The sequence below is a fragment of the Halomonas sp. HL-93 genome (genome assembly GCF_900086985.1).
GTDB lineage: Bacteria > Pseudomonadota > Gammaproteobacteria > Pseudomonadales > Halomonadaceae > Vreelandella.
This window is the reverse complement of the sequence record NZ_LT593974.1, coordinates 302,689-324,419: the sequence shown is the minus strand read 5'-3', so window position 1 is coordinate 324,419 and position 21,731 is coordinate 302,689. Positions and strand designations below refer to the sequence as shown.

Below are 21,731 nucleotides of genomic sequence, written 5' to 3'. Positions count from 1 at the left end.
TGTTATGGTCTTGCCAAGGCGTGTTTCAGCTTGGGGACTAAACGCCTACCGGCCCACCATCGCGCTTTTGAATCACCACGGTCGATGCCCGTGGGCGAACGTCGCCGCTGGCGGCAACGGTGGCATCTTGCACGAGTTCATTGCCATCCGCTGGCCAGTTACTTGGGTGTTGAATGTTGATAAACAGCGCGGTTTTATCCGGCGTGGCAAAAATACCGGTGACTTCGCAGCCGTTTGGCCCGACCGCAAAGCGCTTTAGCTGCTGCTGGTTGCTGCTGTTGACCACCGGCCCCGTACCGCTAATATCGTCCAATGCCCTTGGCACAACGGCGAGCAGTTGGTCGTTGGTGTACTCCGCTACCCCTTCATAGCCATTATCGGTCTGAATCCATAGAATGCCTTGCCCCTCGCCACGTTCGTCGAACCAAAGACCATCGGGGCTGGCAAATTGATTCATTTCATTCAGTCCTGAGGGGTTATCGGCATCATCTTCCGCCGCGCCAAATACAAATATTTCCCAGCGGAACGCATCTGGCAGGCGACTTTCGCGCCAGCGAATAATGTGACCAGCCTCGTTATTGGCACGTGGATTAGCCGCGTTAGTGGGTGCCAAGTCATAACCTACCCCCACCTGCTCCAAGCGCTCACCGTCGTTGGTATAGGTTGGCTGTGAATCTTCAGCGATGCGCTGTGAGTTATTCGTCAGAGTGAGATACACCTCGCCCGATGCAGGGTCAACAGAGGCCCATTCGGGCCGATCCATCGGCGTGGCCCCCAGCAGGTCCGCCGCATCGCAGGTATTGATAATCACACCGGCTAAATCGTTCTCTTCCAGGCCCAGCGCCGCCGCCAATGTACGGCCATCCCGGGTCTCAGCCTCGGGCGTCAGCGGCAGCCACTCACCGCTGCCGTCGGCATGAAAGCGGGCTACGTACAGGGTGCCGTTATCGAGATATTTATGGCCAATGGAAAGACGGTCGTACGCCTCGCCCGGCCGGTTGGCATCGGCAGGATCCCAGGCGGCGTCGGACACGTATTTATATACGTACTCGTTGCGGGCATCGTGACCGGAGTAATAAACGATTGGCTGGCCAGCTTCCAGCTTGCCTAACCAGCACCCTTCATGGCGGAACCGGCCCAGTGCCGTGCGCTTGACGGCGCGGGCATCGCTATAGGGGTCGATCTCGACCTGATAACCGAAGGTGCGCGCTTCGTTACGATAATCATCCTCGGCGCGCTCGCCGCGTGGCGTGATGTTAAAACGGGCAAACTCGTCGTTTTCTTCTGAGGCATCGCCTGCCGACGTTTCCCAGGCGTAACGGCCACGCTCGGTGGGAATGCCAATCCGGGCGTCGTCCTGGAAGCGCTCGCCAGTGTTGACGAAGACGTTAGGCCAGTTCTCTTCACAGGCAATGTAGGTGCCCCAGGGGGTGACGCCGTTACCGCAGTTATTGTTGGTACCGCGGGTTTGGGTGCCCGCCGGAGAGAAGCGCGTTTTAACGTAGTCGCTGCCCGCCACAGGGCCCGCCAGATCCATTTCCGTTGCGCTGGTAAAGCGGCGGTTATAGCGGGAGCCCGGTACATGCGCCCATTGCCCATTGGCGTCTTTTTCAACCTCTACAATGGTGACACCGTGCGCGTTGATCTCGGTGCGCGACTCCTCCGCTGGGCGCTCACCCTCATCAGCGTTAGTGGGACCGCCCTGAGGGGCCCACAGCGCGGTTTGATCGATGTATTCGTTATTGAGCGCCAGCACAAAACGGCGCGAGGCGTTATCGGCATCCAGGGCAAAACCGGCCATGCCGTCATGGTGCATGCCCACGCTCGCCGCTTGACGCTCAGGGGTCATTGGCTGGTCAGGCTGCCACGAGTCATTTTGATTTAGCGGCGTGCCCCATGGCACTAATACCTGAGCCACGTAGCCGTCAGGCACCACGACGGCATCGGTATGCGAACCCCGGACCGCCTCAAAGGCCAGCGTGAGCGGTGTTTTTTGTGATCCGTTGGAGGCAAGCGCTTGAGCAGCACCGCCAAAACTAAGCATTGAGGCAGCCGCCACGCTCAGGCCGCCGCGCATGACATCACGCCGCGACACATGCTGTGCCAGTATGTCAGCAAATGGCTCATTACCACTCTGATTAAACAGACGATGATCTTCGATTTCCTTGCTCATGATGGTTTCCCTCTGATCATTACGGTCAACGATGTAACATTAGAGGATCCTAACCACGCTGAGTGACAGCACGATGACGGCATGTCTGCATTTAGATGAACGCGGACGGCATAAGGAAATGACCAGTAACCGAGCACACTTGGTAGCCATTAACTTGGCCAAGCTACACCAGCACCTTATGGGTCGAGACCACCTGTCGCAGGCCCATAAACGAGCGGATTTGACGCACGCCGGGCAGGTAGAGCAACTGTTCGGCGTGTAGTCTGTTGAAGCTTTGGCTGTCCCGGGTGCGTACCAACATAAAGTAGTCAAACTCCCCGGTGACCACGTGGCACTCCATACAGCCGGATACTTTTTGGGCCGCCTCTTCAAAGGCAGCGAAGGATTCCGGCGTCGAGCGATCCAGCACCACGCCAATCAGCACCACCATGCCTGCCTGTAGCTGCTCCGGGTCTAAATGCGCCACCACCCGGCTGATCACCCCGTCCCGTTTGAGCTTTTCCACCCGGCGTAAGCACGCCGCAGGGCTCAGGCTCACCTGCTCGGCCAGCGCCACATTGGAGAGCGTAGCGTCGTCTTGCAGCAGCTTCAGAATACGTCGGTCTGTTCGGTCTAGTTCAGCCGCCTGATCATCAGGCTCGGCGCCTGAACGGGAAGTTTTTGAGCGCACTATTATTTACCTTATTGATCTTTAGACACCATTTAAAACCATATAAATCATTTAATGCCAACACTTATTGCTTTAAAGCCTCTTATTTTGCAACACAAAAACATCAGCTAACACTTAGTATAAATAGCAGAGCCCGCCAACTGTTCACACGAAGCTTTTACCTAAATCTTTCATCTAAACCCTCGCCAAGCGAGCTTTCTATTTCGCACTGAAACGCTTATATGCAGGAGCCTGCTATGAACCTAGAACGCTTTCCACGTTACCCGCTCACCTTTGGCCCCTCCCCCATTACGCCACTCAAACGTCTGAGTGAACACCTGGGGGGTGACGTGGAGCTCTACGCCAAGCGCGAAGACTGCAACAGCGGTCTGGCCTTTGGCGGTAACAAAACCCGCAAGCTGGAGTACTTGATTCCCGAAGCGCTGGAACAGGGCTGCGATACGCTGGTATCGATTGGCGGCATTCAGTCCAACCAGACCCGCCAGGTGGCCGCCGTGGCCGCTCATTTGGGCATGCAGTGCGTGCTGGTACAGGAGAACTGGGTCAACTATTCCGACGCAGTGTATGACCGGGTAGGCAATATCGAGATGTCGCGCATCATGGGCGCCGACGTGCGCTTGGACGACGCGGGGTTCGATATCGGCATTCGCCCCAGCTGGGAGCAGGCGATGGAAGATGTTCGCCAGCTGGGCGGCAAGCCTTTCCCGATCCCCGCTGGCTGCTCCGAACACCCGAACGGCGGCTTAGGTTTTGTAGGCTTTGCCGAAGAGGTTCGCCAGCAGGAGAAAGAGCTGGGCTTCAAATTCGACTATATCGTGGTGTGCTCGGTCACCGGCAGCACTCAGGCGGGGATGGTGGTGGGCTTTGCCGCCGATGGCCGTGCCCAGCGAGTGATTGGCATTGACGCCTCTGCCAAGCCTGAGCAAACCCGCGAACAGATCCTGCGTATCGCCCGCAACACCGCCGAACTGGTAGAGCTGGAAGGCGGCATTACCGATGACGATGTCATTTTGGATACCCGCTATGGCGGCCCGGAATATGGCCTACCCAATGAAGGCACATTAGAGGCTATTCGCCTGTGCGCCCGCCTGGAGGGCGTACTCACCGACCCGGTTTACGAAGGCAAATCCATGCACGGCATGATCGATATGGTGCGCAACGGTGAGTTCCCAGCGGGCTCCAAAGTGCTGTACGTCCACCTGGGCGGCGTACCTGCACTAAACGCCTACAGCTTCCTGTTTCGTAATGGCTAAGGCGTAAAACGCCTACCTCGTCCCGTCTGATTGAGCGCCTAAATAACGCCGATCAGGCGGCTACTGCTGTACAAATAAAGTACAACCTTTAGTCTTGGTGTATAGCCTATTCACTGATGAGGATACGCCATGCCTTCCACTCTCCCCGCACGTGTCACCCTTGACGAACTGGCCCAATTACCCGCCCCGCTCCCCGACGTTGAACTACATGGGTTGGATATGGGGTGGTATATCGTTCGCCTGCATCAGGATAACGCCGTCTGTTTGCTCACTGACAAGCAAGGCGAAACCCAGCGCTTTACGGGCACACAGTGGGTCAGTCGCGCACTGGCACCGCTGGGATTCACTCATGGCACGCTGACCTGGGCCGATGCCGCCGATGAAATGGTGGGCACCGATATTCCACCCGTGTCCACTAAACAGCGCATGGCCTACGGCGTACGGGTGGCATTTGCAACGCAGGGGTAAGCGCTGGCAACGAGTATGCGCTTCCAGCTAACGGCAATAACCCGCGCATGAAAAGCCTCTATGGCGTTCAGCCACGCCTGTCTATAACATTGATACAGTGCCATCAAGAGCTTTCAAGTGTCTGTGTTGAAAACCAGTTTCCCAAAGGATGGACTCTATGCTCGATGATGAAAAATACATCAATAATGAAGAGCAACTGCTGTATCTTCAAAAGCGGTTAGACGAAGAAGATACCCACGCCCTGAAAGCGCTATTCGCAGAGCTGGACACCCTGGCCATTGCGCGCACACTCGAGTCTTTTCCCGCAAAAACCCGCGATCTTCTATGGGAGTACATTCCAGAAGAGCTCATCGGCGAAGTATTGGCCGAAGTCGATGAAGACATCCGGGCTGACTACATCGAAGACTTATCGGCCAGCGATGTGGAGCAGATCGTCAAGGGCCTGGACGCCCAGGAAGTAGCTGAAGTACTGGATGTTGCTGACGAGGCCATAAAAACCAGCGTTTACGCCAGCCTGGATCAAGAAATTCGTGCCCAGGTCGAGAATCTGCATGCCTATGAAGATGATGTAGTTGGGCGTTACATGGACCCTGAAACGGTCAATGTGAAACAGGGCGTCTCGTTAGAAGCCGTACAGCGCTATATCCGCATTCATCATCTGCTAGATGATGAGTCACAGCAGATCATGATTACGGATAAGGATAAACGCTTACTCGGCACCTTGAGCCTGATGGATTTAATCAAGCAACCGCAAGATGCCGTAGTTGATGATTATATGGATGATTTCTTCACCCTAAATGATCAAATGAAAGTCAGCGACGCCGCCGCGTTATTACGCTCTAAAGAACTTCACTTTGTACCCGTATGCGATAGCGAGGGGTTATTGGTTGGTCAGCTCAACTCCGCCGACGTATTAGAAATCACCCAAGATGATGCTGATATGACGTTTAAACATATGTCCGGCGTCAGCGATGAAGAAGAAGTTTTTACCCCTATCATGCGCAGTGCTAAAAGCCGCGGCATTTGGCTTGGTATTAATCTGTTAACGGCTTTCTTAGCGGCTTTCGTGATTGGGCGGTTTGAAGCGGCCTTAGATCAAATTGTGGCGCTGGCGATTTTAATGCCGGTAGTTGCCAGCATGGGAGGTATTGCCGGTAGCCAAACCCTCACCGTCGTCATACGCGGTTTGGCTCTAGGGCAGCTCGCGGGTAACAATATAAAATGGCTTTATAACAAAGAGCTGTGGGTGGGCATGACCAACGGCTTGGTTTGGGCGCTAGTGGTTGGTTTAATTGCCCATATGTGGTTTGGCGATGCCATGATTACGCTGGTCATTACCCTGGCTATCTTTATCAATATGAGCCTGGCCAATGTCTCTGGAGTGCTAATTCCATTGGTATTGAAAAAGCTGCAGATTGATCCCGCTTTATCCGGCGCGGTGATTCTAACTACCGTCACCGATGTGGTGGGATTTTTGTCGTTCCTGGGGCTCGCGACGCTGATTATATTATGAGTTTTCCCTTCCAGGCAGGCGCTGGGCCTTCCCAAAGCAGAACCCAGCGCTTGGATCGTAGCAACGACTACACCCGTAACCACTGCCCCGCCTGATCTGACCTTTCGATAGCATCGATCAGCCGATTGACCCGAGCCGCTTCGCGAAAATCGGGATAGAGGGGGCGGTGGTTAATAATGCCCTCGACCAGATCACGCACCTCGATAATTTTCTGATCGTTATAGCCCAAGCCATGACCCGGCGCGGGGCTGAACGCCGCATAGTCGGGGTGTTCGGGGCCCGCTAACAGGGTGGTGAAGCCGCGCCTGCCGTGGGCGTCGCCATGGCGATAAAGCTGCAGCTCGCTCATGCGCTCCTGATCAAACACTATGGCGCCTTTGGTGCCCGTTAACGTATAGGCCAAGCCCATTTTGCGGCCAGCGGCCACCCGAGACGTCTCGATATTGCCGATTAACCCCTGGTCAAAGCGCAGCATGGCCTGGGCCTGGTCGTCATTTTCCACTGCGGCCATACCACTACCGTCGGCCTTCGGCCGCATCGTGATAACGGTCTGTAGTTGGCCGCATACCTCGGTAATGCGCTGCCCGGTTAAAAACTCGGCCATATTGAGAATATGCGAGCCCACATCGCCTAACGCACCGGCGCCAGCGGTCGCCCGCGTGGTATGCCAGTCGTGGGGCTTTGCCGGGTCGAGCAGGTAATCCTCGTTGTGTCGTCCACGAAAGTGAATCAGCTCTCCGATGTCGCCGCTGGTGACAATCTGGCGAGCCAGCTGGGTGACGGAATTGCGAATGTAGTTAAAGCCCACCAGGGTTTTCACGCCCGCTTTTTCAGCCGCGGCGACCATCTCGGCGGCATCGGCGCTACTTAGCGCCAGCGGCTTTTCAGCGTAAACATGCTTGCCCGCGGCAATGGCGGCCAGCGCCATCTCTTTGTGCAGGAAATTAGGTGCGCAGATATCTACCACATCCACTTCACTGTCTGTCACCAGGGCGCGCCAATCGTCGGTGGCGCGGGCAAACCCCCAGGCACGCGCCCGGCTTTCTGCAGTGGCGAGGTCGGCATCCGCCAACAGTTCGCACACCGGTTTAGCGGGCAGCTCAAAAACACTGGACGCCGCATTAAAGGCAATGGCGTGGGCTTTGCCCATAAAGCCGGTGCCGATTAGGCCAATCTTGAGGGTTTTCATTGTCATGATTCCAATGGACAAAGTCGATAATTCACAAACGCCCTCTGTCGCTGACTGGCGACTCCCCCCCCCGCTCGACACCTTCTCAACGACGCGTAGATGTGCCTTGCACTGAACCAGGATATGCGAGGGCTTCAGCGACGCTGGCGATGTTTAGCTGGCAACGTCAAAACCCGCCTGCTCAGCAAGCCGACGCAAATTGCGATAGCCCAGGCGGGCGTAAGTCAGCGGGTGGGCGACTTCCGGGTCTTGCTCGGCTTCCACCACCAACCAGCCCTTGTAGCCCTGTTCACACAGGTGAGTTAAGGCGGGCAAAAAATCCACATTGCCATCCCCCGGCACCGTAAACAGGCCGTCTAACACGCCGTTTAAAAAGCTTTTGTCGCGGTTACGCACCGAATCCAGCACTGGGAAGCGCAGGTCTTTGCAGTGCACATGATGGATGCGCCCACTGTAGCGTTTGGCGATGGCGAGCGGATCACCACCTGCACCGCGTAGATGACCAAAATCAAGCAGCAGCCCCACGCCTTCGCCGGTGTTGTCCATCAAGCGCTCGACGTCGGCCTGACTTTCGATCACCGTACCCAGGTGGTGGTGATACACCAGCTGTATACCCTGGGATTTCAGATAGTCGCCGACCACCTCCAGGCCATGCAGCAGGCGCTGCCACTCCTGCTCGGAAAGGTGCGGACGCTGGGAGAGCGGGCGCTCCTGATCGCCGTGTACACAGTGGGTGACTTCACACAACACCATCACCTTGGCACCGCACTGCTTGAGCAGGTTCATATGATCCTGAACGGCGTCAATCTCTTCCTCGGGACTGCGTTCAAGCAGGCGCGCGGAGTACCAGCCCGACACAAGCGTCAGGTCGTGGGCGCTCAGCACCTGATTCAAGACGTCGGGCGTGCGGGGGAATTTATTGCCTAGCTCAAAGCCGCTAAAGCCCGCTTCGCGGCCCTCTTTTAAACAGGTTTCCAGGGGCGTTGCGCCGCCCAGGCTGGGCAAGTCATCATTCGTCCAGGTGAGCGGATTGATGCCTAAAGTAACCGTTGGCATAGCGTATTCCTTGTGATGATGTGCGTTGGCATTAATGGCGTTGGCGCCGCTTGGCTTCGCGGTACCCTTGATAGGCTTTATTGACCGCTTCCCGCTCGGAAACTTCGGGCACGGCGACTTCCCACCAGGCACCGCCTTCCTGAGTGCTGGGTAATGGGTCGGTGTCCAGGGCAATCACATAGGTCGAGGTGGCGCTGCGAGCACGCACCAGCGCCTGCTCCAATTCCGCAATACCGGTCACCGATTCAGACTCACAGCCCAACGCTTTGGCATGAGCGGCAAAATCGGTTTTGGGGGCACCCGCCTCCACAGTGCGGCAATCTTCCAGCAGGTTGTTGAACCCAGCCCCGCCGGTGGCCTGCTGCAGGCGGTTGATACAGCCGTAGCCGCGGTTATCCAACACCACCACTATCAGCTTGTGGCCCAGCATCACCGAGGTGGCCAGCTCGGAGTTGTGCATCAGGTAACTGCCGTCGCCGACCATCACCACCACTTCCCGCTCAGGTTTGGCCATCTTGACGCCCAGCCCGCCCGCTATTTCATAGCCCATGCAGGAGAAACCGTACTCGACGTGATAGCTGCCGGGGCCGGAGCATTGCCAGAGCTTATGCAGCTCGCCGGGCAATCCACCGGCCGCGCATACCACCGTGGTATCGTTGCCAGCCTGGCGATTGACGGCACCGATCACCTGGGCATCAGTGGGCAGCGCCAGCCCTTGATCGGCGGTTATGCGATGTACTGCCTCGGCCCATTCGCGCTTGAGCGTTCCGGTCTGCTCGCGCCATTCATCGCCGCCGCACCATTCACCCAGCGCCGCGTCGAGTTGCCCCAGACCGACCAAGGCGTCGCAGCTTAGCGGAAGCGCTTGATGTTTCAGGCTGTCGAAGCGGCCAACGTTGAGGGCGATCAGCGTTTTTTCGTTGCCTTCAAACAGCGCCCGGGAGCCGGTGGTAAAGTCCTGCAGTCGCGTGCCCACGGCCAAAATGACATCGGCCTGCTCCGCCAACTGGTTAGCAGCTGCGCTGCCGGTCACCCCAATGGCACCTACCGCGCAGGGGTGGCTATCCGCCAGCGCGCCTTTACCCGCCTGGGTTTCGGCGACCGGGATGCCGCGTGCTTTAGCAAACTCGGCCAGGGCGTCGCAGGCAGCGGCGTAGTGCACGCCGCCCCCGGCGATGATCAGCGGACGCTTGGCCTGCTGAAGCGCGGCGATGGCTTGGCGAAGCTCGTAAGCATCCGGCGGCGAGCGGCGAATGCGATGTACCTTGGGGGCAAAAAAGGCCAACGGATAATCGTAGGCGAAGGTTTGCACATCCTGGGGCAGCGCCAGGGTCGCAGGGCCGCAGTGCTCCGGGTCAAGCAGGGTGGCCATCGCCTGGGGCAGGCTGGTCAGCAGCTGTTCCGGGCGGTTAATACGGTCGAAGTAGCGCGATACCGGGCGAAAACAGTCGTTGACGGTAATGGTCGGGTCACCGAAATGCTCCACCTGCTGGAGTACCGGATCGGGTTCGCGGGTGGCAAAGGTGTCCCCTGGTAGCAGCAGGATCGGCAGCCGGTTGGCATGGGCAAGTGCCGCGGCGGTGACCATATTGGTCGCCCCTGGGCCAATCGAACTGGTTGCCGCCATTAGGCGCTTACGGCCATTGGCTTTGGCAAAAGCAATCGCCGCGTGGGCCATAGACTGTTCGTTATGGGCGCGGAAGGTGGGCAGCGTGTCTTGTACGTGATAGAGCGCTTCACCCATCCCGGCCACATTGCCGTGACCAAAAATCGCAAACACGCCTTCAAACAGCGCCACTTCCTGACCATCTAGCTCGATACGCTGGGCGGCAAGGTACTTGACCAGCGCCTGGGCCATGGTGAGTCGAATGGTGCTCATCTTACGCCTCCTCCGTGTGGGCCAGGGTTTGCGGCTGCGCCTGCCTTAATTGCCGCCACGCCTTTATCAGCTCGGCATAGTTTTGGGCGACCCGCTCTAACAAGCTGGCATCATTGATACGCCCCGCCAGCCAATCGCGGCTGGCGTTGGCAAATAGCGTGCGTCCAACGGTGAACCCTTTACAGCATGAGTGCTTGGCCGCTGCTTCGAAGCCGCGCTTCATATCGTCCATAGGTGCGTCCAGTCCGAGCAGTACCACCCCACGGCAGTAGGCATCCTCGCGTTCAATGGTCTCGCCCACCGCCTGCCAGGCAGCATCTGACAGGGCGGGGAGCTTCCACCAATCGGGGCGAATGCCCAGGTTGTAGAGCCGCTGCAGACTGCGCGGCAGCGTGGTGTCATCGCTGGGCATACTTGCGGGGGGAATAACTTCAATCAGCAGCTCCAGCCCATAGCCACAGGCCGCCTGGTAGAGCTGGCGCAGCCGCTCCTCCTGTTCCAGACGCAGCACAATCTCGTCGTCGGGGTGGTAAAACACCAGGCATTTAATGATCTGTTCTCTGGGCCAGTGGCGCAGGCAGGCGCCTAAATCATCGCCATGCTGGAAACGCAGCGGGCGTGATCCCGGCAGCTCCACCGGTCGACCGATCCACCAGCCTTTGCCGCTGGCTTGATTGAGCGCTTCCTGACCCAGCACGTCGTCCACCAGAATCGCAGGCGTGGCAATACCGCCCAGCCTGGCGCCCTCTTCGGCGGCGATGACCAGGAGTTTTTTGAGTGCTGGCAGACGCGCGATGTCGGCATACTCTTCGCGGGCCATATCGGTGAGCTGGCGACGGTGGTCAAATGCCAGACCCAACACTTCGGGCCAGTGAGCAGGCACTCGGGTGGTGACGCGGTGTAAGTGGTTTAAGCGCTGATCAATATCCGGTCGGATTACTTCGTCGCGGCGCGCCAGGTAATCAAATAACTCGTCTTCGGTGGGCATGGCCGGGGCGCAGCCGTGACGGGAGACCACCAGCGCGCCGCAGGCGTTGGCATAACCGGCACTGGTTCGCCAGGGTTCACCGCGCAGCCAGCCGCGCAGCAGGCCACTCATAAAGGCATCCCCGGCACCCAGCACATTAAGCACCTCTACCTGGACGCCCTTGACTAAAATACCGTCTTCAAAGCGATTCGGAATGGCACCTTCAAACACCACACAGCCCATGGGCCCCAACTTGCATACCAGGATGGCCTCGCTAACTTCACGCACTGCACGCAAAGCCGTTAAGGTCTCCGTGCTGCCGCCGGCAATATGAAACTCTTCTTCGGTGCCTACAATCAGGTCAAAGTCCGGCAACCAGCGCTGCAGGTCGGTGGTCACTTTATCATCGGCGATAAAGCGGGTTTCACCATCGCCGGGGTTGGTCAGCCCCCAAAGCACGGGGCGGTAGTCGATATCCAGCACCCGCTTCACGCCATGTTTGGCAGCGGCGTCCAGCGCTTTGCGGCAGGCTCGGCGGGTGGTATCGGTGGAAAGATGCGTGCCGGTAATCGCCAGCGCTTTTGCCCGGGCGATAAATTCAGGGTCGATGGCGTCAGCGTCGATGGCCATATCGGCGCAGTCGCGACGGTAAAACAGCAGCGGAAAGCTTTCGCGGTCTTTTAACGCCAGCAGCACCAGGCCGGTATGGCGCTCAGGATCGGTTTGTAGCGCGGAGGTATCCACCCCCACCCGCTCCAGCTCTTCGCGCACGAAGTTGCCCATCTGTTCATTGCCCACCCGCGAGAGCATGGCGGATTTCAGCCCAAGCCGCGCGGTACCATAGGCCATGTTGCCGGAACTGCCACCCAGATACTTGGCAAAGCTGGCCACATCTTCCAAACGGCTGCCGATCTGCTCGGCGTAAAGATCAACCGCCACCCGCCCCAGGCAAATCAGATCAAGCGGCCGGTGTTGCATACTGTTATTCCGCATGAAATTCTCCCCACGTCACTTTCTTATACTTAATATCCGCCTGCTAAACGTTTTTCGGCAGGCTCATCGACAATCCCGCCAGCGGTCTTTGGCGTGGGTTGATCGGCAGCAGCGCTATTGGCTTTTTTCTCGCGATCACTGCGTTGAAACTCTGCGAGCTCGGCATCCAGGCTCTCCAGCTCTGCGCCTCCGGCCATCATGTTAAGTATTTCCTCGCGTGAGACGTCTTCTTTGCTGAATGAGCCCAAGCTGCCGCCGCGCGACAGCAGGGTGAACGCATCAGCCACCGGGAAGGCATGGTGAACATTGTGGGTAATAAAGATCACCGCCAGACCATCGGCACGCGCTTTGGCGATATAGCGTAAGACCACGGAGGCTTGCTTGACCCCAAGTGCTGACGTTGGCTCATCCAGAATCAACACTTTGGCGCCGAAATAAACGGCTCTGGCAATCGCCACGCATTGGCGCTCACCGCCGGAAAGTGTGCCCACCGGCTGGCTTGGGTCACGCACATCAATACCGATTTTTGCCATTTCCGCTTTGGCAATCTGGTCAGCGTATTTCCAATTGATACGCTTGAACGGCCCCCAGCCCACCGTTGGCTCGCGGCCCATAAAGAAGTTACGGGTAATCGACATCAGGGGAATCATTGCCAGGTCTTGGAAGACCGTGGCGATGCCCGCATCCAAGGCGTAGGCAGGAGATTTGAAGTAAACGGTCTTACCATCCAGTAGCAACTCACCGTGGGTAGGGCGATGGACGCCAGACAGCGTTTTAATCAGCGTCGACTTACCCGCACCGTTATCCCCAAGCAGGCACATCACCTGGCCTGCATAAACCTGCATAGAGATATCGCTTAACGCGATGACGCTGCCAAAGTGCTTACTGACATTGCGCATTTCGATCATGGGCGTGAGAGATGTCATATTATTTGGCCTCCATCGCCTTTTTGCGCATAAAGTTGTTAAACAACACGGCAACCAGCAGCATTACGCCTAAAAAAACCTCAAACCAGTCGGTATTCACTCCGGTGTAGAAGATCCCCATTTGCACCATGCCAAAGATCAATGCCCCCAGCGCGGCCCCAATGGCCGACCCATAGCCGCCAGTCAACAAAGCCCCACCGATGACAACCGCAATAATTGCCTCCAGCTCTTTAAGCAGACCACGGCTGGTATCAGCTGAGCCCGTATCCATCACTTGCAGGCAGGCAAAGATCGTTGCGCACAGAGCAGTGAACATGAATAACGAGATTTTGACGCGGTGCACGGGCACACCGGAGTTGCGAGCCGCATTGGCATCACCGCCGCTGGCAAAAATCCAATTCCCATAGGGCGTGCAAAGCAGTACCCATGTCGCTACCGCGGTCAAACCCAGCCACCACACAATGGAGACAGGAATACCGGAAACAACGGGGTTGCCAGCGAAATTTGTCGCCATCAGCCCCTGGTCAGCGAGCCACACAAAAAGTCCATTACCCACCTCACCGGTAAAGAGGGTTGCCAGCCAGTCTCCTTCAGCGTGGTCTTGAATTCCGCCCACTTGAGTGCGGCCTGTCAGCAAACGGCTAATACCAATTGCCAAGCCACGAAGGATAAAAAGAAACCCAAGCGTGACAATAAAAGATGGCAATCCAGTGCGGTTAACCAGGTACCCATTGAACCAGCCAACCAAGGCGGCGCACGAGAGGGCAAGCATAATCGCCGACCAGAGTGGCCAGCCGTATTCAACGGCGGGAATGGCAATAAGGATCCCTGCCAAACCAATCATTGAGCCAATCGACAGGTCGAATTCACCGCCTATCATCAATAACGCCGCAGCGGTCGCGATAATCCCCAACTGAGCGGACACTTCAAGAAAGTTGAGAACGCCTGAAGGGGTAAACATGCCGGTACCCCGGGAGGCGACAATAAAAAAGGCCAGTACCAATACCGTGCCGGCAAGCGCACCTAATTCCGGACGACTGAGCGCTTTCTTCCACATAGGAATACGTTGAATCCGCTCATCGCTGCTTTCTATAGTTTGCGCTGGCGGGGTTTGATCGGCTGAAGGGGTAGCAGTCATGATTCGCTCCTCAGGCTTGGCTGAGCCAAGCCTGTTCATTGTCGGGTGCTTAACGGATACCTTGTTCGCTCAGCTCCATTACTTGCGCCGCATTATCTGACGTCACGAAGCCAGGACCGGTCGCCACATCCCCAGCGGGTAGCAAACCATTTTTGACGTATTGGTCGAGGAACATAACCGGCAGGTAACCCTGCATGTACTGTTGCTGGTCGATCGCAAAATCGAGTTCCTCTTGCTCCAGCGCTTCTAGAATACCGGGCGACAAATCAAAGGTGCCTAACGTGAACATGTCGGTAGCACCTTGCTCTCGCATGGCACGAATCATGGGTTCCGCTGCTAAAGAGCCAAGCGTGAGCAGACCGCGAATATCATCGTTGTCATTTAGGTAGGCGATGATAGCGTTGCGAATTTCGGTCGGGTCATGACTGGTGGCGAGCTGCTCAGCATTGCCATCAAAGCCTTCAATGAACCCATCACAGCGCTGGTCAAGTCCCTGATTACCTTGCTCGTGATTGATGCAAAGCCCCTTCTCGACGCCCTTTTCCTGCATGCGTTCTGCGGCTTGCTTGCCGGCTTCGTATTCACTCTGGCCTATATGTAAGCGAGCACCGTAGTCTCCCGACACATCGCCGCCCGAGTTAATGGTAATCACGGGAATACCGCTGTCGGAGGCTTCCTGTATCACATCGCCCAGTGCGTCTTCATCCGTAAACGACACAATCAGTCCATCGGGGTCTGACGCAATCGCTGCATCGACAAGCTGCTGCATTTTGGCCATGTCAAAAGAGGAAGGCGCGCGATATTCCAGACGCGCACCTACCAAATCAGCGGCATCTTCCGCACCATTTTTCACCACCGACCAGAAAGGATCCGAAGGAATGCCATGCGTCACCATGACAAACCGGCTTTCATCAGCGTAGGTGGTGCTGATGAAACTAGCGGCGGCGGCAGTGAGTAACCATGTTGATAAGCGTGCCATTGTTGATGTCCTCTTACGTTGTCTTTGTTGGTTGTTGTGAGACGTGGAGTGCTTTTGCACTATGGAATATAGATTCTAAAAACCAAAACCAGCAAATTATTTATTCTATACTTTGGTATAAATGGAATATTTATTTCAATCAACTAGACTGCAGAGCAACTTGCCACTTTGCGGCGCGATGGATGCCTAACCGCCGAGGAATTTTTCTATGCCACAACCGCCCCAAAGCTACAGCGAGCTTGAAACGCTGATCACGGCCGAGTACGCCACGCTAAGTAAGCGGCTGCAGCAAACCGCGCGCTTCATGCTCGACCACCCACAGGAAGTTGCGCTGGCCACCGTAGCGAAAATTGCCCAGCAGGCGGAGGTCACGCCCTCCACCCTGATTCGCTTGGCCAATAGCCTGGGCTTTAACGGTTTTTCTGAAATGCAGCAGCTGTTTCGCAGCCGCCTGGTGGACGAGCTACCCAACTACACCGAACGTATTCGCGCAGTCCGTAGCGCTACCGGAGAAACTCCAGACAGTACTCAGCTCCTGTGGGAGTTTGCCGACGCCAACCGGGCCGTACTGGAGCAACTACCTAGCCGTATCGACCCGGCAAATTTAGAGAAAGCGCTGGATATCTTTGAAAAAGCCCAGGCTATTCACGTGATGGGCGCTAGACGCAGCTTTGTGGTGGCGAGCTATATGACCTATGCCCTGGCCCATGTGGACAAACCCGCCTTACTCGTCAGCGGCTTGGGAGGCATGTACGGCGAGCAACTGCGTGCCATGAGTCAACATGATGCCCTTTTGACGATTAGCTTTTCGCCCTACGCCGAAGAGAGCCAAAAAGCCTGTGAAGACGCCCAACAGCGCGGGCTACCTATAGTGGTAATTACCGATTCCAACCTTAGCCCGCTCGCTCGCTTCGCCAATGTGGTCTTCGTGGTTAATGAAGCCGAGGTAAAGAGTTTTCGTGGTTTGACCGCTTCGCTTTGCCTAACACAAGCCTTAGCGATTGGTTTGGGCGTGAGGCAGGACAAAACACGTGATAAAGGACAGGAAAAACAGCGCAAGGCCTAGACGCCAACACTAACAACAACGCAGGAGAGCTTATGAAACTCGCGCTTATCGGCGCTGGCCGCATCGGCAAGGTGCATGCCCAGGCCATTCACTCACACCCGAACGTTACGCTGGCCGCCGTGGCCGATTTTCACCAGCCCGCCGCGGAAGCTCTGGCCGAACAGTACGGTAGCAATGCGGTTTCCGTTGATGAGATATTTTCAGACGACACCATTGATGCCGTCCTGATTGCCTCCAGCACGCCTACTCATGCGGAGTATCTGGAACGTGCCGCCCGTTCTGGCAAAGCCGTACTGTGCGAAAAACCCATCGCCCTGGATTTAGCGCGTACGCGAGATGCTCTGCAGGTACTCAGTGAGCATCCTGTGACCTGTGCACTAGGCTTTAACCGCCGCCACGATCCTCAGTTTGCAGCACTGAAAAAAGCGATTACCGAAGGGCGTATTGGCGCACTTGAAACGCTGACAATTATTAGCCGCGACCCCTCTCCCCCGCCTGCCGAGTATGTGGCTGAGTCCGGCGGCCTGTTCCGGGACATGATGATCCACGATCTGGACATGGCGCGCTGGCTACTTGATGAACCCATCGAGAGTGTTTTTGCCGTCGGCAGTAGCATTATCGACCCAGCCATTGGCGAAGCGGGGGATATAGATACCGCCATGGTCACGCTCACCACCGCCAGTGGCAAGCTCTGCCAAATCAGCAACTCACGGCGCGCCTGCTACGGCTACGATCAACGCATCGAAGCCTTTGGTAGCCAAGGCATGCTCCAAGCACAAAACGAAAGCGACACCCGTCTACGCTTCACTGGTGAAGCAGGCCAAGTGGAAGAGAAACCCAAGTGGTTTTTCTTAGAACGCTACGCCGAGGCTTATCGATTAGAGATTGGCGACTTTGTCGATGCTTGGCGCGAAAAGCGTGCCCCTCTTGCAGGCGCCCAGGATGGCTTGGAAGCATTGCGCCTCGCCGACGCAGCAGAACGTTCGATGCGCGGAGGCCGCAAAATCCTGCTTCAGGCTGATGCCGACCTTGATAAATAAAGGAGCAACCTATGGCTTCACTACTGGTTCACCCCACCGCCCCAGATGCCCAAGGCACCGTGATCGACGTTACCCCGAAGTCTGCTGGCTGGACGCACGTTGGCTTCCGGGTGCACACACTCGCCAAAGGTCAGCGCCTGGAGGCCAGCAGCGATAACCATGAAGTCTGTCTGGTGCTGCTCACCGGGCTCGCCACGGTGACCTGCGGCGAGCACCGCTTTGAAGATATCGGCGAGCGCATGGATATCTTTGAGCAAATCCCGCCCTACGCGGTTTATCTGCCCAATGGGGTTAGCTACGCGGTGGAAGCGACAACGGATCTAGAGCTAGCGGTGTGCGCCGCCCCTGGGCATGGCAATCACGCCCCCAGGCTGATCGCGCCTGACAACATCAAGCAGAGCACCCGTGGCCAGGGCACCAACACCCGCCATGTGCACGATATTTTGCCGGAAACCGAGCCCGCCGATAGCCTGCTGGTGGTGGAAGTATTCACACCCGCGGGTAACTGGTCGAGTTATCCGCCCCACAAACACGATGTGGATAACTTACCCCATGAGTCGCTGCTGGAAGAAACCTACTACCACCGTATTAACCCCGCTCAGGGTTTTGCCTTTCAGCGTGTCTACACCGATGACCGCAGCCTTGATGAGACCATGGCGGTCGAAAACGGCTGCTGTGTGCTGGTGCCCAAAGGCTACCACCCAGTGGGCGCGGCTCACGGCTACTCGCTTTATTACTTGAACGTGATGGCGGGCCCTAAACGCGTGTGGAAGTTTCATAATGACCCCGACCACGAGTGGTTGATGCAGTCTTAAACCGCCACACCATTTGCCCGCTAACATTTATCTAGTGCTATGCTGTCGTGCCCCGCTTAATGCGGGGCTTTTTATTGACCGCTAAAATCGAGAGAGACCTATGCTCCCCGACTACTCCCTCATCGCCTGGCTACTGATTGTGTTTTCGGTCTACCTCACCGGCGTTTCCAAAGGCGGCTTTGCGGGTGGTTTCGGCACGCTGTCGGTGCCGTTGATGGCGCTGGCGATCAGCCCGGCGCAGGCGGCGGGCCTTTTATTACCGCTGTTACTGGTAATGGATGTGTTTGCGGTGAAGGCGTGGTGGGGCAGGCAGGCGGTGGCCGAGGTATGGCGCTTTGTGCCGGGGCTGTTTATCGGCGTGGCGGTAGGGACGCTGCTGTTCGACAGCCTGAGCGAACAGGGCTTGCGCCTGACGCTCGGCGTGATCACCTTGCTATTCGCCACCTATATGCTGCTGAAACCCGTCGCCAAGAAGCCGATTTCCGCCCGCTGGGCGTTGCCTGCGGCGAGCGTCTGCGGGTTTACCAGCTTCATGGCCCATGCGGGGGCACCGCCGCTGAACGTGTACCTGCTGCCGCGTAAGCTGTCGAAAGAAACCTTTATCGCCACCTGCGCCGTCACCTTTGCCGTGGTCAACGTGATCAAGCTGGCGCCGTACATGTGGCTTGGCGAGATTAACGTGACCAGCGCCTGGGCCTCGCTAGTGCTGGTACCCATCGCCTGGATCGGCGTACGCAACGGCCTTTGGCTACAAAGCCGCGTCAACGAAGCGCTGTTTTACCGCCTGGTGATTCTGGCCATGTTTTTGGTCGGCTTTAATCTGATTTGGCAGGCACTAAGCGGCTAGCGAGCTAACCACTCGGCGGCAAATTCATCGGCTGGCTGGGGGCGACCAAATAAAAACCCCTGCGCTTCAAGGCAACCCATATCGGCCAGCAGTGTGGCCTGCTCCTGATGCTCCACCCCTTCAGCCAAGGTTTTCATTTCAAGCGCTTTGGCCATGGCAATAATGGTCTGCACGATAGCGCGATCATGCTGATTGTCGAGCATGTCGCGTACGAACGAGATATCGATTTTAAGCGCGTCGGGTGCGAAACGTCGCAGATAAGAGAGCGATGAATATCCCGTGCCAAAGTCATCAATATACAGCGCATATCCCGCTGCACGCATCGCCTGGGTAATCGCGACCGCTTGGTCGGGGTCACGCATAAAGTCACTTTCGGTAAGCTCCAACGCCAATGCCGATGCGGGCACGTCTTGGGTGATGTCGGCGATATGCGAAGCCAACTGCGGGTCGGCAAACTGCTGGGCGGCGATGTTAATCGAAAGCCGCCCTGGCAAGGTCTTTCCCTGAGCCCGCCATACGCCCAATTGCCTTGAGGCTTCCGCTAGCACCCAATCGCCTAACACCCGAATCAGCCCTCGCTCCTCCGCTAGAGGAATAAACTCACCGGGGCTGATCCAGCCCCAACCAGGTTCGTACCATCGGCACAGCGCCTCAGCACCGGTCAGTTGGCCGGTCTCGAGATTCACTTGTGGCTGATAACAAAGTGACAGGCGATTATCAACCACGGCTTGATGCAAACGCTCTGCCATTTTCTGGCGACGCCGCTGAAGACGCATCATGTCATGGCTAAAGGGGCATACGCCGCCATCGCGCTTAGCGTGATGCAAGGCAATACTGGCAGCTTTGAATAGCTCACCGGCCACCGAAGCATCGGTTGGGTAGCAAGCAAAACCGATACTCACTTCCAGGTTGAAGGCATTGTGCTCCAGCCGAATGGTTTTACCTACCGCGTCGCATAGGCCGTCCAACGTAGCGGTCAATTGCGCTTCGCTAGGGTTGGTCACGAGTATCGCAAATTCATCACCGGATAAGCGTGCCAAGGTGCTGCCTTCTGGAATGGCATGCTGCAAACGGCCTGCGATGGTGGCCAACAATTGGTCACCCACCTGATGACCGTGAGTATCATTGATTTCTTTAAAGCGGCGAATATCGAGCAGGATCAAGCGTAGCGAGTGATGCTTTTGGGCGGCCTCGCGCAGCATATTGGCTTGAACTTCCATAAAGCGCACACGGTTCGCAAGTCCCGTAGTGCCATCAATATAAGCCAGCTGGTACATGCGGCGCTGGTCACGTCGGCGTTCCAACTCAGCCGAGGCCCCGGTTGATAAAATGCGCAGTACAGAGGTCGCAAAAGCGTTGGTGTTGAGCGGCTCGCGGTAGAACACCATCATCACCCCAATTGCTTCGCCATCGGCGTTGTCCAAGCGGCGGCCTATCCAGGCCTGTGCTTGAATCGCTTTTCCCGGAATCGGCTTGTATTGACCACTGTGGGCCACGGCCTCGCGTTCGCTGACCACTTGTTCGCTGGGCGACCCACTCAACACAAAGGTCTGATTTCTGAGAGGCTCACCGTCAGCGATGACGCTCACCGTACTGACAGTGGCCGCCAAACGGGAACGCTCGGTGGCCTCGTGGGAAGGCCGATTGAGCACCGCAATAAAGCCACCATCGGCATCCAACAGCTCCACCAGGGTACCGATTAACTGCTGAAAGTAATCATCACCCACGCGGGAAGTAACCGTTGAGGCTACCTGCATTACCGCTTGTTGAACGCGCTGTGCCTCGTGATTATCGGTAACATCGGAGATAAACCCTTCCAGGCAAGCAACGTCGCCTGCCTCATCAAACACCGCTTGGCCTTGCTCCCACATCCAGCGTAAACGGCCATCGCGATGATGAAGTCGATAAATCACTTGGTAAGGGCGTTTATCATCAATGGCCTTCTGCACCTCATGAAACACTCGCGATGCATCCTGGGCATGTGTCAGTTCGGCGAAGCTGATGAGCTGGTTGCCTACCAGTTCATGTGGGTGGTAACCGGTGAGTGAATAAGCACCCTGACTGACCAACTCCATCGTCCAGTCGTCATCGTTTCGACAGCGATACGCCATGCCCGGAAGATGATTGAGGAGCGTATCCAAACGCCGCTCGCTTTCCAGAGCCGCTGCCTCGCTGTTCTTAAGCGCCGCCTCCGCCTGCTGACGCCCCAGCTCCGCACCGGCTTGAGCCGCCACGATACTCAGCACTTCGCTGGCTAGGCCATCCAGTGACATGGGCGAATTTTTAAGCAGCGCCAGTAAGCCAATGGGCGTGCCGTCGCTGGCGAATAACGGCATGCCCATATAGCTCTCGGCCCCAAGCTCTTCAAGTAAATGGTCGTGTGGAAAGCGGCGTTGCACGCCGCAAGAGTAAAGACAAGGCGCGTGCCCCACCACGCTCTCGCAGGGAGTGCCGGCCAGAGAATAGGTAATATTGGGTAGATGACGGCCATTTGACCAAACCGCCAACGTTTGCGCACAGTTCTCTTCGCTGACGCTGGCGACAAATACATGGTCAACGCCCAGCAGATTGGACAGCCGCTCCACCAGCGTTGGATAAAACTGGGGCGTGCCCGTCTGCCCCATGCCTTCAGCCAACTGCCGAAAGATATCCGCCGCTTCGATCCCCGTGTGCATTGCGTTACTCACTGCCCTGTTTAACTCAGCTTATCTTGAAGTGCCTTGACGGTGAAGCACTCCTACTAAACGATTACTTGAGAA

Annotated in this window: 17 protein-coding genes; 7 read left to right on the top strand and 10 right to left on the bottom strand. The window is 56.9% G+C overall.

Translation table 11 applies throughout. The annotated features are described in order from the left end of the window. Positions 1–37: 37 nt before the first annotated feature. Both GA0071314_RS01440 and GA0071314_RS01435 read right to left on the bottom strand, forming a co-directional pair. Positions 38–2,173, bottom strand: coding sequence for a PhoX family protein (locus GA0071314_RS01440; RefSeq protein ID WP_074394975.1), 2,136 nt, complete (start codon positions 2,171–2,173; stop codon positions 38–40). 163 nt (positions 2,174–2,336) lie between these two features. Further along, positions 2,337–2,843, bottom strand: coding sequence for an Lrp/AsnC family transcriptional regulator (locus GA0071314_RS01435; RefSeq protein WP_074394974.1), 507 nt, complete (start codon positions 2,841–2,843; stop codon positions 2,337–2,339). Between the two features lie 236 nt (positions 2,844–3,079). Between GA0071314_RS01435 and GA0071314_RS01430 the strand changes: the two genes are divergently transcribed. From GA0071314_RS01430 to mgtE, 3 genes are all read left to right on the top strand, one after another. Continuing rightward, positions 3,080–4,096 (top strand): 1-aminocyclopropane-1-carboxylate deaminase, encoded by a 1,017-nt coding sequence (locus GA0071314_RS01430; RefSeq protein WP_074394973.1) that lies wholly within the window; start codon positions 3,080–3,082, stop codon positions 4,094–4,096. 129 nt (positions 4,097–4,225) lie between these two features. Beyond that, positions 4,226–4,564 carry a DUF6482 family protein gene (locus tag GA0071314_RS01425; protein ID WP_074394972.1) on the top strand — a complete coding sequence of 113 codons (339 nt, stop codon included), beginning with the start codon at positions 4,226–4,228 and terminating at the stop codon, positions 4,562–4,564. Positions 4,565–4,721: 157 nt separating this feature from the next. Then, on the top strand, positions 4,722–6,077 hold the full coding sequence (gene mgtE, locus GA0071314_RS01420; RefSeq protein ID WP_074394971.1) for a magnesium transporter: 1,356 nt from the start codon (positions 4,722–4,724) through the stop codon (positions 6,075–6,077). Positions 6,078–6,144: 67 nt separating this feature from the next. Here mgtE and GA0071314_RS01415 read toward each other — a convergent pair whose 3' ends face one another. The 7 genes from GA0071314_RS01415 to GA0071314_RS01385 all read right to left on the bottom strand — a co-directional run bounded on the left by GA0071314_RS01415 (position 6,145) and on the right by GA0071314_RS01385 (position 15,204). Next, the gene (locus tag GA0071314_RS01415; RefSeq protein ID WP_074394970.1) at positions 6,145–7,266 is read right to left on the bottom strand and encodes a Gfo/Idh/MocA family protein; all 1,122 of its coding nucleotides are present in this window, start codon (positions 7,264–7,266) and stop codon (positions 6,145–6,147) included. 153 nt (positions 7,267–7,419) lie between these two features. Then, complete coding sequence (gene iolE, locus GA0071314_RS01410; RefSeq protein WP_074394969.1) at positions 7,420–8,322, bottom strand: myo-inosose-2 dehydratase; 903 nt, start codon at positions 8,320–8,322, stop codon at positions 7,420–7,422. A gap of 31 nt (positions 8,323–8,353) precedes the next feature. Beyond that, entirely contained in the window at positions 8,354–10,201 is a 1,848-nt protein-coding gene (iolD, locus tag GA0071314_RS01405; protein ID WP_074394968.1) for a 3D-(3,5/4)-trihydroxycyclohexane-1,2-dione acylhydrolase (decyclizing), read from the bottom strand. A gap of 1 nt (position 10,202) precedes the next feature. Beyond that, positions 10,203–12,161: a bifunctional 5-dehydro-2-deoxygluconokinase/5-dehydro-2-deoxyphosphogluconate aldolase gene (locus GA0071314_RS01400; RefSeq protein ID WP_074394967.1), complete on the bottom strand. Its 1,959-nt coding sequence runs from the start codon at positions 12,159–12,161 to the stop codon at positions 10,203–10,205. A gap of 29 nt (positions 12,162–12,190) precedes the next feature. After that, positions 12,191–13,087, bottom strand: a complete 897-nt coding sequence (locus GA0071314_RS01395; RefSeq protein WP_074394966.1) for an ATP-binding cassette domain-containing protein — start codon at positions 13,085–13,087, stop codon at positions 12,191–12,193. Position 13,088: 1 nt separating this feature from the next. Further along, on the bottom strand, positions 13,089–14,225 hold the full coding sequence (locus GA0071314_RS01390; RefSeq protein ID WP_074394965.1) for an ABC transporter permease: 1,137 nt from the start codon (positions 14,223–14,225) through the stop codon (positions 13,089–13,091). Positions 14,226–14,274: 49 nt separating this feature from the next. After that, complete coding sequence (locus GA0071314_RS01385; protein WP_074394964.1) at positions 14,275–15,204, bottom strand: sugar ABC transporter substrate-binding protein; 930 nt, start codon at positions 15,202–15,204, stop codon at positions 14,275–14,277. A 208-nt stretch (positions 15,205–15,412) separates the two neighbouring features. On the opposite strand from GA0071314_RS01385, the gene GA0071314_RS01380 reads away from it, so the two are divergent. The 4 genes from GA0071314_RS01380 to GA0071314_RS01365 all read left to right on the top strand — a co-directional run bounded on the left by GA0071314_RS01380 (position 15,413) and on the right by GA0071314_RS01365 (position 18,972). Next, entirely contained in the window at positions 15,413–16,270 is an 858-nt protein-coding gene (locus GA0071314_RS01380; protein ID WP_074394963.1) for a MurR/RpiR family transcriptional regulator, read from the top strand. 32 nt (positions 16,271–16,302) lie between these two features. Next, the gene (gene iolG, locus GA0071314_RS01375; protein ID WP_074394962.1) at positions 16,303–17,310 is read left to right on the top strand and encodes an inositol 2-dehydrogenase; all 1,008 of its coding nucleotides are present in this window, start codon (positions 16,303–16,305) and stop codon (positions 17,308–17,310) included. Between the two features lie 11 nt (positions 17,311–17,321). Then, positions 17,322–18,125: a 5-deoxy-glucuronate isomerase gene (iolB, locus tag GA0071314_RS01370; protein ID WP_074394961.1), complete on the top strand. Its 804-nt coding sequence runs from the start codon at positions 17,322–17,324 to the stop codon at positions 18,123–18,125. Between the two features lie 100 nt (positions 18,126–18,225). Continuing rightward, complete coding sequence (locus GA0071314_RS01365) at positions 18,226–18,972, top strand: sulfite exporter TauE/SafE family protein (protein ID WP_074394960.1); 747 nt, start codon at positions 18,226–18,228, stop codon at positions 18,970–18,972. Here GA0071314_RS01365 and GA0071314_RS01360 read toward each other — a convergent pair. Continuing rightward, on the bottom strand, positions 18,969–21,647 hold the full coding sequence (locus GA0071314_RS01360; protein ID WP_074394959.1) for an EAL domain-containing protein: 2,679 nt from the start codon (positions 21,645–21,647) through the stop codon (positions 18,969–18,971). The genes GA0071314_RS01365 and GA0071314_RS01360 overlap by 4 nt on opposite strands. Positions 21,648–21,731 lie beyond the last annotated feature (84 nt).

Excerpts from the sequence above, each read along its gene's own strand:
- GA0071314_RS01440 (WP_074394975.1), bottom strand. The coding sequence starts at position 2,173 with ATGAGCAAGGAAATCGAAGATCATCGTCTGTTTAATCAGAGTGGTAAT.
- GA0071314_RS01430 (WP_074394973.1), top strand. The coding sequence starts at position 3,080 with ATGAACCTAGAACGCTTTCCACGTTACCCGCTCACCTTTGGCCCCTCC.
- GA0071314_RS01425 (WP_074394972.1), top strand. The coding sequence starts at position 4,226 with ATGCCTTCCACTCTCCCCGCACGTGTCACCCTTGACGAACTGGCCCAA.
- mgtE (WP_074394971.1), top strand. The coding sequence starts at position 4,722 with ATGCTCGATGATGAAAAATACATCAATAATGAAGAGCAACTGCTGTAT.
- GA0071314_RS01415 (WP_074394970.1), bottom strand. The coding sequence starts at position 7,266 with ATGAAAACCCTCAAGATTGGCCTAATCGGCACCGGCTTTATGGGCAAA.
- iolE (WP_074394969.1), bottom strand. The coding sequence starts at position 8,322 with ATGCCAACGGTTACTTTAGGCATCAATCCGCTCACCTGGACGAATGAT.
- iolD (WP_074394968.1), bottom strand. The coding sequence starts at position 10,201 with ATGAGCACCATTCGACTCACCATGGCCCAGGCGCTGGTCAAGTACCTT.
- GA0071314_RS01400 (WP_074394967.1), bottom strand. The coding sequence starts at position 12,161 with ATGCGGAATAACAGTATGCAACACCGGCCGCTTGATCTGATTTGCCTG.
- GA0071314_RS01395 (WP_074394966.1), bottom strand. The coding sequence starts at position 13,087 with ATGACATCTCTCACGCCCATGATCGAAATGCGCAATGTCAGTAAGCAC.
- GA0071314_RS01390 (WP_074394965.1), bottom strand. The coding sequence starts at position 14,225 with ATGACTGCTACCCCTTCAGCCGATCAAACCCCGCCAGCGCAAACTATA.
- GA0071314_RS01385 (WP_074394964.1), bottom strand. The coding sequence starts at position 15,204 with ATGGCACGCTTATCAACATGGTTACTCACTGCCGCCGCCGCTAGTTTC.
- GA0071314_RS01380 (WP_074394963.1), top strand. The coding sequence starts at position 15,413 with ATGCCACAACCGCCCCAAAGCTACAGCGAGCTTGAAACGCTGATCACG.
- iolG (WP_074394962.1), top strand. The coding sequence starts at position 16,303 with ATGAAACTCGCGCTTATCGGCGCTGGCCGCATCGGCAAGGTGCATGCC.
- iolB (WP_074394961.1), top strand. The coding sequence starts at position 17,322 with ATGGCTTCACTACTGGTTCACCCCACCGCCCCAGATGCCCAAGGCACC.
- GA0071314_RS01365 (WP_074394960.1), top strand. The coding sequence starts at position 18,226 with ATGCTCCCCGACTACTCCCTCATCGCCTGGCTACTGATTGTGTTTTCG.
- GA0071314_RS01360 (WP_074394959.1), bottom strand. The coding sequence starts at position 21,647 with ATGCACACGGGGATCGAAGCGGCGGATATCTTTCGGCAGTTGGCTGAA.